Below are 6,952 nucleotides of genomic sequence, written 5' to 3'. Positions count from 1 at the left end.
GATATTATGATTTAAATTATTTTTTCTGTTTTGTTTATTGTTAGAATATATTTTTCATTTTTACATGATAATAGGAAATAAAAAAAATAGTATATTAATAAAACCGGAGATAAATTAATATTTTAGTACAAATTATCTTGAACCAACAATTATTAGTAGTATAATGAAAAGGTATGTTCATTCATTATTTTAAAAATTAGTATAATTAAAAGTGTAACTGCAATTAACTAAAATATTTAGGAGGAAAATTTAAATGTGAGTTGAGAAATTTGATAATCCCCAAAAAGAAATTTTTCAAATATTAAATGAAAAAGGAGTAATTAATCCTAATTTTGTTGATTATTTAAAAAAATTTGATAGTAAGGTTTTATTAAAAGCATATGAAAACATGTGTTTTTCACGAATACAAGAACAAATGCAAATGGAATTAAACTATGAAAAAGATGAAAAAGGACAAGTTAAATTAGTAAATGGAATTCCAAAAGTAATCGGAAAAGTTATTAACTTTTTATCTTCAAAAGGTCAAGAAGGTGTTGAAGTTGCTTATGCTAGTTGCTTACGACCAGGTATTGATTGATTAGTACCAGCTTATCGTAATAATGCAGCATGAATTACTGCTGGATATCCAGTTGAAAAAGTAATTCAATATTGATTAGGAAATGAAATGGGAAGTCAAATGCCGAAAGGTGTTAATATTTTACCAGTTAATATTCCAATTGCTACTCAATATTCACATGCAACAGGTATTGCTTTTGCTGAAAAATATAAAAAAGATAAAGGAATTGTTATTACTACGATTGGTGATGGTGGTACTTCTGAAGGTGAGTTTTCTGAAGCAATTAATTTTGCTGCTATCCATAAATTAGCTGTTGTTTTCTTTGTTGAAAATAATCAGTGATCATTAGATACACCAACTGCTAAAGCAACAATGAGTCCAACTTTTGCACAAAAAGGAACAGCATTTGGTGTACCTAATATTCGTGTTGATGGTAATGATTTTTTTGCTGTTTATTATGCTACACAAGAAGCAATTGAAAGAGCAAAAAAAGGTAATGGTCCTTCATTAATTGAAGCTGTTACTTATCGTCAAAATGCGCATTCTGCTTTTGATATTAAAAAAGATTATTTTTCTGCTGAAGATTATAAAATTGAACAAGAATGATTAAAAAAAGATCCAATCGATCGTATTAGAGAATATTTAAAATCAATTAAACTTTGAGATGACAACAAACAAGCAGAATTAGATAAACAAATTACTAAAAAGGTTAATGATGCAATTACTTGAGCATTAAAAAATGAAAGTGTTTCAATTGATGAAATATTTGATTATACATATGAAAAATTAACACCACAATTAATAGAACAAAAAGCAGAAGCAAAAGCTTTCTTCAATGAAGGAGAGAAAAAATAATTATGAAAAGAAATAATGTGCAAGCTATTACTTTAGCCTTAGAATTAGCAATGAAAAAAAATCCTAATGTTGTTGTTTATGGTGAAGATGCCGGTAATGTTGGTGGTGTTTTTCGAGCAACTAAAGGTTTACAAGCAAAATTTGGCGTTAATCGTTGTTTTGATGCACCAATTGCTGAAGCAGTTATTGCTGGTAGTGCCGTTGGAATGGCAATTAATGGTTTAAATCCAATTATTGAAATGCAATTTTCAGGATTTGCTTTCCCTGCTTTTCAACAATTGTTATGTCATGCTGCACGAATGAGAAATCGTTCTCGTGGTAGATTCACTTGTTCAATGGTAGTACGTATGCCTTCATATGATTGAAATAATGGTAATAATGGTGCTTTGGAGCATCATTCAGAAGCAATTGAAGCTTTATTTTGTCATATTCCAGGTTTAAAAGTAGTTATGACTTCAAAACCTAATGATACTAAAAAATTATTATTGGCAGCAATTGAAAGTCCAGATCCTGTTATTGTTTTAGAATGTTTAGGAACTTATTTCAATAGTTATACTAGCAATAATTATACATATGATGTTAGAGAAGAAGTTAGTGATGCTTATGAAGTGGCTGTTCTTGGTAAAGCTAAAGTTCTTAAAGAATATAAGGCTGAAGAAAAACCTGATTTAACGATTGTAACTTATGGTTCAAAAGTTTATGATTGTGAAGCTGCTGTTAAAATTTTAGAAGAAAAAGAAAATTTTAAAATTGAATTAATTGATTTACAAACATTACAACCATGAGATGAAGAAACAGTTGTTAATTCTGTTAAAAAAACAGGAAGATTATTAGTTGTTTCAGAAGCGGTTCGTTCATTTTCAGTTGCCTCAGAAATTATTACCGTTGTTAATGAAAAGTGTTTTGAATATTTAGAATGTCCTCCAACAAGATTAACGGGTTATGATATTACTGTTCCACTGTCTAAAGGTGAAAAATGATTTATAATTAGTCCAGATAAAATTATGGAAAAAGTTAAACTAATGATGAATTATCCAGTTTAGTTAGTTGTTTAAAGAAAGGAAAGTGAAAAGATGGAATTGAAGTTTAAAGATATGGATGGAATCGATGAAGTTACTGTAACTCAAATTCATGTTAAAGTTGGAGATAATGTAAAAAAAGGTGATAATGTTGTTGATATCGAAGCAGATAAAGCTTCAGATAGTATTAAAGCCGAAGCAGATGGTAAAGTTTCTAAGATTCTTGTTAAAGAAGGAGATAGTATTAAGTCAGGTGCTGTTATTGTTGAGTTTGGTGGGACAATTAGTGATAATAAAAGTCCTTCATCAACAAATTCTTCACCAAAATCTGAATCAGTTGCTAGTACATCTACAGTATCACCAGTTGAATTACCAAAACAAAATGTGCAACCTATTCAACAAACGGGTAAAGTATTAGCAACACCATTAGCACGTAGAATGGCTCGTGACTTAGGTGTTGATATGGGAACAATTAAAGGAACTGGTCCTCGTGGTAGAATTTTAAAAGATGATTTATTAAATGCCAAGAATGGTGGTACAACAACTAGTGCTACTGCATCAACAACACCTATTAATTCAATATCTTCAGTTTCTGCTACAACTATTAGTTCACAAGGTATTAATGTTACTAAAATCGAAAGTTTTGGTAATGTTGAACATTTACCATTATCAGGAATTCGTAAGGCTGTTGCTAATCAAATGTCATTATCAGTTTATACAGCACCACATGTTAGTTTAATGATTAATGTTGATGCTGAAAACTTAGTACAATTACGTGCAACTTTAAAAGAACCAGCGGAAAAAGATCCAGATGGTAGTGCTAAATTAACATTTATGCCATTCTTTGTAAAGGCTGTTGCTAAAGCGTTAAAAGAAGAACGATTTAAATTACTTAATTCAACTTTGAACATGGCTAATAATGAAATTCTTGTTAAAAAATATTATAACATTGGTATGGCAGCTGATACTGAAAAGGGTTTAGTAGTTCCTGTTATTAAAAATGCTGATCAACTTTCATTATTTGAAATAGCAAGACAAGTTAATTCATTGGGTGATAAAGCTCGTAAGGGGCTATTAAAAGGTGATGAAATGCAAGGTGGATCATTTACTATTACTAATTTTGGTTCAGCAGGAATTGAAATGGGAACACCAGTTATTAATTATCCAGAAGTAGCAATTCTGGGTCTAGGAATGATGCAAAAAAAACTAATTATTGCTGATGGTAAAATTGTTGAACATAAGTTCTTTCCATTATCACTTTCAATTGATCATCGTGTTATTGATGGTGCACCTGCTGGTTATTTCCTTTCTCGACTTAAAGAGTTATTAGAAAATCCAACATTAATTTTAGCTTAAGGAGAAAATGTAAAAGATGTCTAACTATGATTTTGATTTAATAATTATCGGGGCAGGTCCTGGTGGTTATGTAACAGCGGCTCGAGCAGCAAAGATGGGTTTAAAAACTGCAATTGTTGAAAAAGATAACTGAGGTGGAGTCTGTTTAAATGTTGGATGTATTCCTACTAAGACGTTACTAAAGGGCGCAAAAGTTTTTCATTATATTGAAAATGCTGATAAATATGGTGTTGCTATTAAAGATAAAAAAAATATTGAAATTAATTGAAAAGTAATGCAAGATCGTAAAGCTGGTGTTGTTAAAGGTTTAACTGGTGGTGTTGGCTTTTTAATGAAATCTAATAAAGTTGAACAATTATTAGGAACTGGAAGTGCTATTGATAAAAATACGATTTTAGTGAAAGCTAAAGACGGTAAAGAAAAGAAATATACTACTAAATATATGATAATTGCTACTGGTTCAAAAGTAAAAATGTTTGATAATCCTAATGGTCCACAAGGTTTAAGTGAAAAAGATTTAAAAACAAACCAAACATTATTAACTTCGACTGAAATTCTTTCTTTAAAAGAAGTTCCAAAAACACTAACTATTATTGGTGGTGGTGTTATTGGAATTGAGTTTGCTTGTTTATTTAGTACACTTGGTACTAAAGTTACTATTATTGAATATTTAGATCGTATTTTAGCATTACTAGATGAAGATATTAGTACAACTTTAACTAAAATTCTTGAAAAAAATGGTGTTAATATTATTACTGGTCATAGTGTTAATGAATTAAAGGATAAAACTTTAACTTATTATGCTGCAACCGATAAAGAACATAAAAAACCATTAACAGTAACTAGCGACTATTGTTTATTAAGTACTGGAAGAACGCCAATTACTGAAGGTTTTACTAATTTGGGAATTCAAATTAAGCCTAATCAAGCATTTGCCGTAAATAATAAATTGGAAGCTTTAGATGCTAACAATAATGTTATTGATAATATATATGTAATTGGAGATGCTAATGGTCAAAGAATGCTTGCTCACGTTGCGTCAACACAAGGATTAGCAGCACTTAATAATATTTTAGTTAAAGAAGGTAGAACGGATGCTGATAATCAGCCATTGAAAGAGCAAGAAGTAGATTATAATAAAATGCCTAGTTGTATTTATTCATTCCCTGAAGTGGCAAGTGTTGGTTTAACTGAAACTGAATGTAAATCTTTAGGTAAAGAATATTTGATGAAGAAAATACCATTTACTATTAATGGTAAGGCATTGGCTGATGGTGAGACTGATGGTTTTGTTAAAATAATTATTGATAAAAAATATGGAGAAATCCTAGGTGCTCATATTTTATGTTCAACGGCTACTGATATAATTGCTGAAATTGTTAATATTATGCAAACGGAAGGTACTATTGTTGAATTAGCCTCTTCTTGTCATCCACATCCAACAATGTCAGAAGTAGTTATGGATGTTGCACAAGATTTAGAATTAGAATGATACAAAGTTAATAAAAAATAGAAAATAATAAAAATGTACCTTTAAATTTTTAGGTACATTTTTATTGTAAAATTAATATAATATTGATTAAAAAGTATTGCTTCTTCTTTTTTTATCAAAAAAATAATTAGTGGTATTACTGTTAATTTCTTTTTGTAAATATTTATTTCATGTAGTTATTTGTTCAAATTGTATATTTTCTAAATTTTCATTACATAAATTATTATTTTCTGACGTTCTTTTTTTAAATAGTGTTTGAAATGTTTTTACTTCATTTTGTTGCATTTCTGTTTTATCTTTATCTTCTAATAATTTGCATATAATAGTATTTTTTTCTGTTCGGCATTTAATAAAAATATTTTCTTTACATTTTACTGCTTGTTCTCAATTTTTATCTTTTTCAATATCAAAATCATATTTATTTGTTGACATTTTATTATTGTTCCTTTCGAGATAAAAAATGTTAATTATGTCACTTTGGATAAAAAACCAATAGTAGTGACAAGTTAATTTTATAATGATATTTAAAAATATTTATATATGATCTATAAATAAAAAAAGTGTAAAAAAATTACTTTAATTTTCTAAGTAAAAAATTAAAGTAATCATTATTTTTAAATAACCTTATTAATTTGATTTTTTGTTTTATATTCAATAAATATTTTTTGAAAAAGAGGATCTGTTAAAACATTATTTAATACTAGTTGTTCATATGTTTCATAGTTGTGATTTCTTTGCACATAATATGTTTCATAAGCAAATAAGTGCATAATCATATTACCAATGGTAGGATTACTTTCTTTATTATTTTTTCAAAGTATTTCTTGTAGTTTAATACCGTGTTTTTTAAATAACATATTCATTGAATGTTTTATTTTATGTGGTCTAGTTAATATTAATTTTTCAATAGCACTACTAATATTAAGACCATTAGCAAATATATCATCTAAACTATGAATAAAATTTCTCAATTGAATTAATTCGAGATCTTCAAATAATTGTTCATTATCTTGCAAAATTTTTTTCATTAATAACATTTTAACATGACTATCATTTTGTTCAATATAAATAGGAATTTTAATCATATTAGTGAAACTTCTAATGATTGGAATTAATTCTTGTTTAAATTGATAGCCTAAATGGTAGTGAATTATAAAAAATAATAATAAAAGATTTTCATATATTTTATTTAAATTCAAAAAGGTAAGTGATTTTTTATGTTCATCTATTGTTTTAATAAATGACTGATGGAATTGAGTGATAATATTAATAATATCTTGTGAAGTATTTTCCAAACATACGTTTTTAAAATTGGTAAGTATAGTTTTTTTATATATAAGATTTGCATTATTAAATTCTTTTAAAGCATTTTTATAATAATCTGTTGTGAATGTTTCTGAAAGTTCTTTTTGTAAACTATTAATTTTTTCTTCATCACAAAGAATAACTGCATCTTGATAGTTTAAAAATAAAACAATTCAATTTATACACATTTTTTTTTGATCAACAGTTAAATTTGTATCAACGAAACATTGGAATAAAGCACCGCCAGTTTCAATTATACACTCATCAGCTGTTTTGTTAATTAACATTATTTGGCACCTAACTTTCTTTTTTGTAGTTTTAATAATTTAATTAAAAAGTGTTTTAAGGTCAACTATCTTCTTTAATATT

General features: G+C 27.5%; 6 protein-coding genes. 4 read left to right on the top strand and 2 right to left on the bottom strand.

What is annotated here, in order from left to right; translation table 4 throughout:
- The first annotated feature begins 253 nt into the window (after positions 1-253).
- From M0D11_RS07280 to lpdA, 4 genes are read left to right on the top strand one after another with little or no spacing between them, the layout of a single operon-like run.
- On the top strand, positions 254-1,411 hold the full coding sequence (locus tag M0D11_RS07280) for a thiamine pyrophosphate-dependent enzyme (RefSeq protein ID WP_252320590.1): 1,158 nt from the start codon (positions 254-256) through the stop codon (positions 1,409-1,411).
- A 2-nt stretch (positions 1,412-1,413) separates the two neighbouring features.
- Complete coding sequence (locus M0D11_RS04790; protein ID WP_252320588.1) at positions 1,414-2,454, top strand: alpha-ketoacid dehydrogenase subunit beta; 1,041 nt, start codon at positions 1,414-1,416, stop codon at positions 2,452-2,454.
- A gap of 30 nt (positions 2,455-2,484) precedes the next feature.
- Positions 2,485-3,786, top strand: coding sequence for a dihydrolipoamide acetyltransferase family protein (locus tag M0D11_RS04785; RefSeq protein ID WP_252320586.1), 1,302 nt, complete (start codon positions 2,485-2,487; stop codon positions 3,784-3,786).
- Positions 3,787-3,802: 16 nt separating this feature from the next.
- A complete protein-coding gene (gene lpdA, locus M0D11_RS04780; RefSeq protein ID WP_252320584.1) occupies positions 3,803-5,299 on the top strand; it encodes a dihydrolipoyl dehydrogenase in 1,497 nt (498 codons plus the stop codon).
- Positions 5,300-5,365: 66 nt separating this feature from the next.
- On the opposite strand, the gene M0D11_RS04775 is transcribed toward lpdA, so the two are convergent.
- The gene (locus M0D11_RS04775; RefSeq protein ID WP_252320582.1) at positions 5,366-5,710 is read right to left on the bottom strand and encodes a hypothetical protein; all 345 of its coding nucleotides are present in this window, start codon (positions 5,708-5,710) and stop codon (positions 5,366-5,368) included.
- Between the two features lie 182 nt (positions 5,711-5,892).
- Positions 5,893-6,870 carry a hypothetical protein gene (locus tag M0D11_RS04770; protein WP_252320580.1) on the bottom strand — a complete coding sequence of 326 codons (978 nt, stop codon included), beginning with the start codon at positions 6,868-6,870 and terminating at the stop codon, positions 5,893-5,895.
- Between the last annotated feature and the right edge of the window lie 82 nt (positions 6,871-6,952).

Source organism: Spiroplasma endosymbiont of Lariophagus distinguendus (genome assembly GCF_023846195.1).
Lineage (GTDB): Bacteria > Bacillota_I > Bacilli_A > Mycoplasmatales > VBWQ01 > Spiroplasma_E.
The sequence above is the reverse complement of the archived record's forward strand: the minus strand, read 5'-3'. Positions and strand labels throughout refer to the sequence as shown.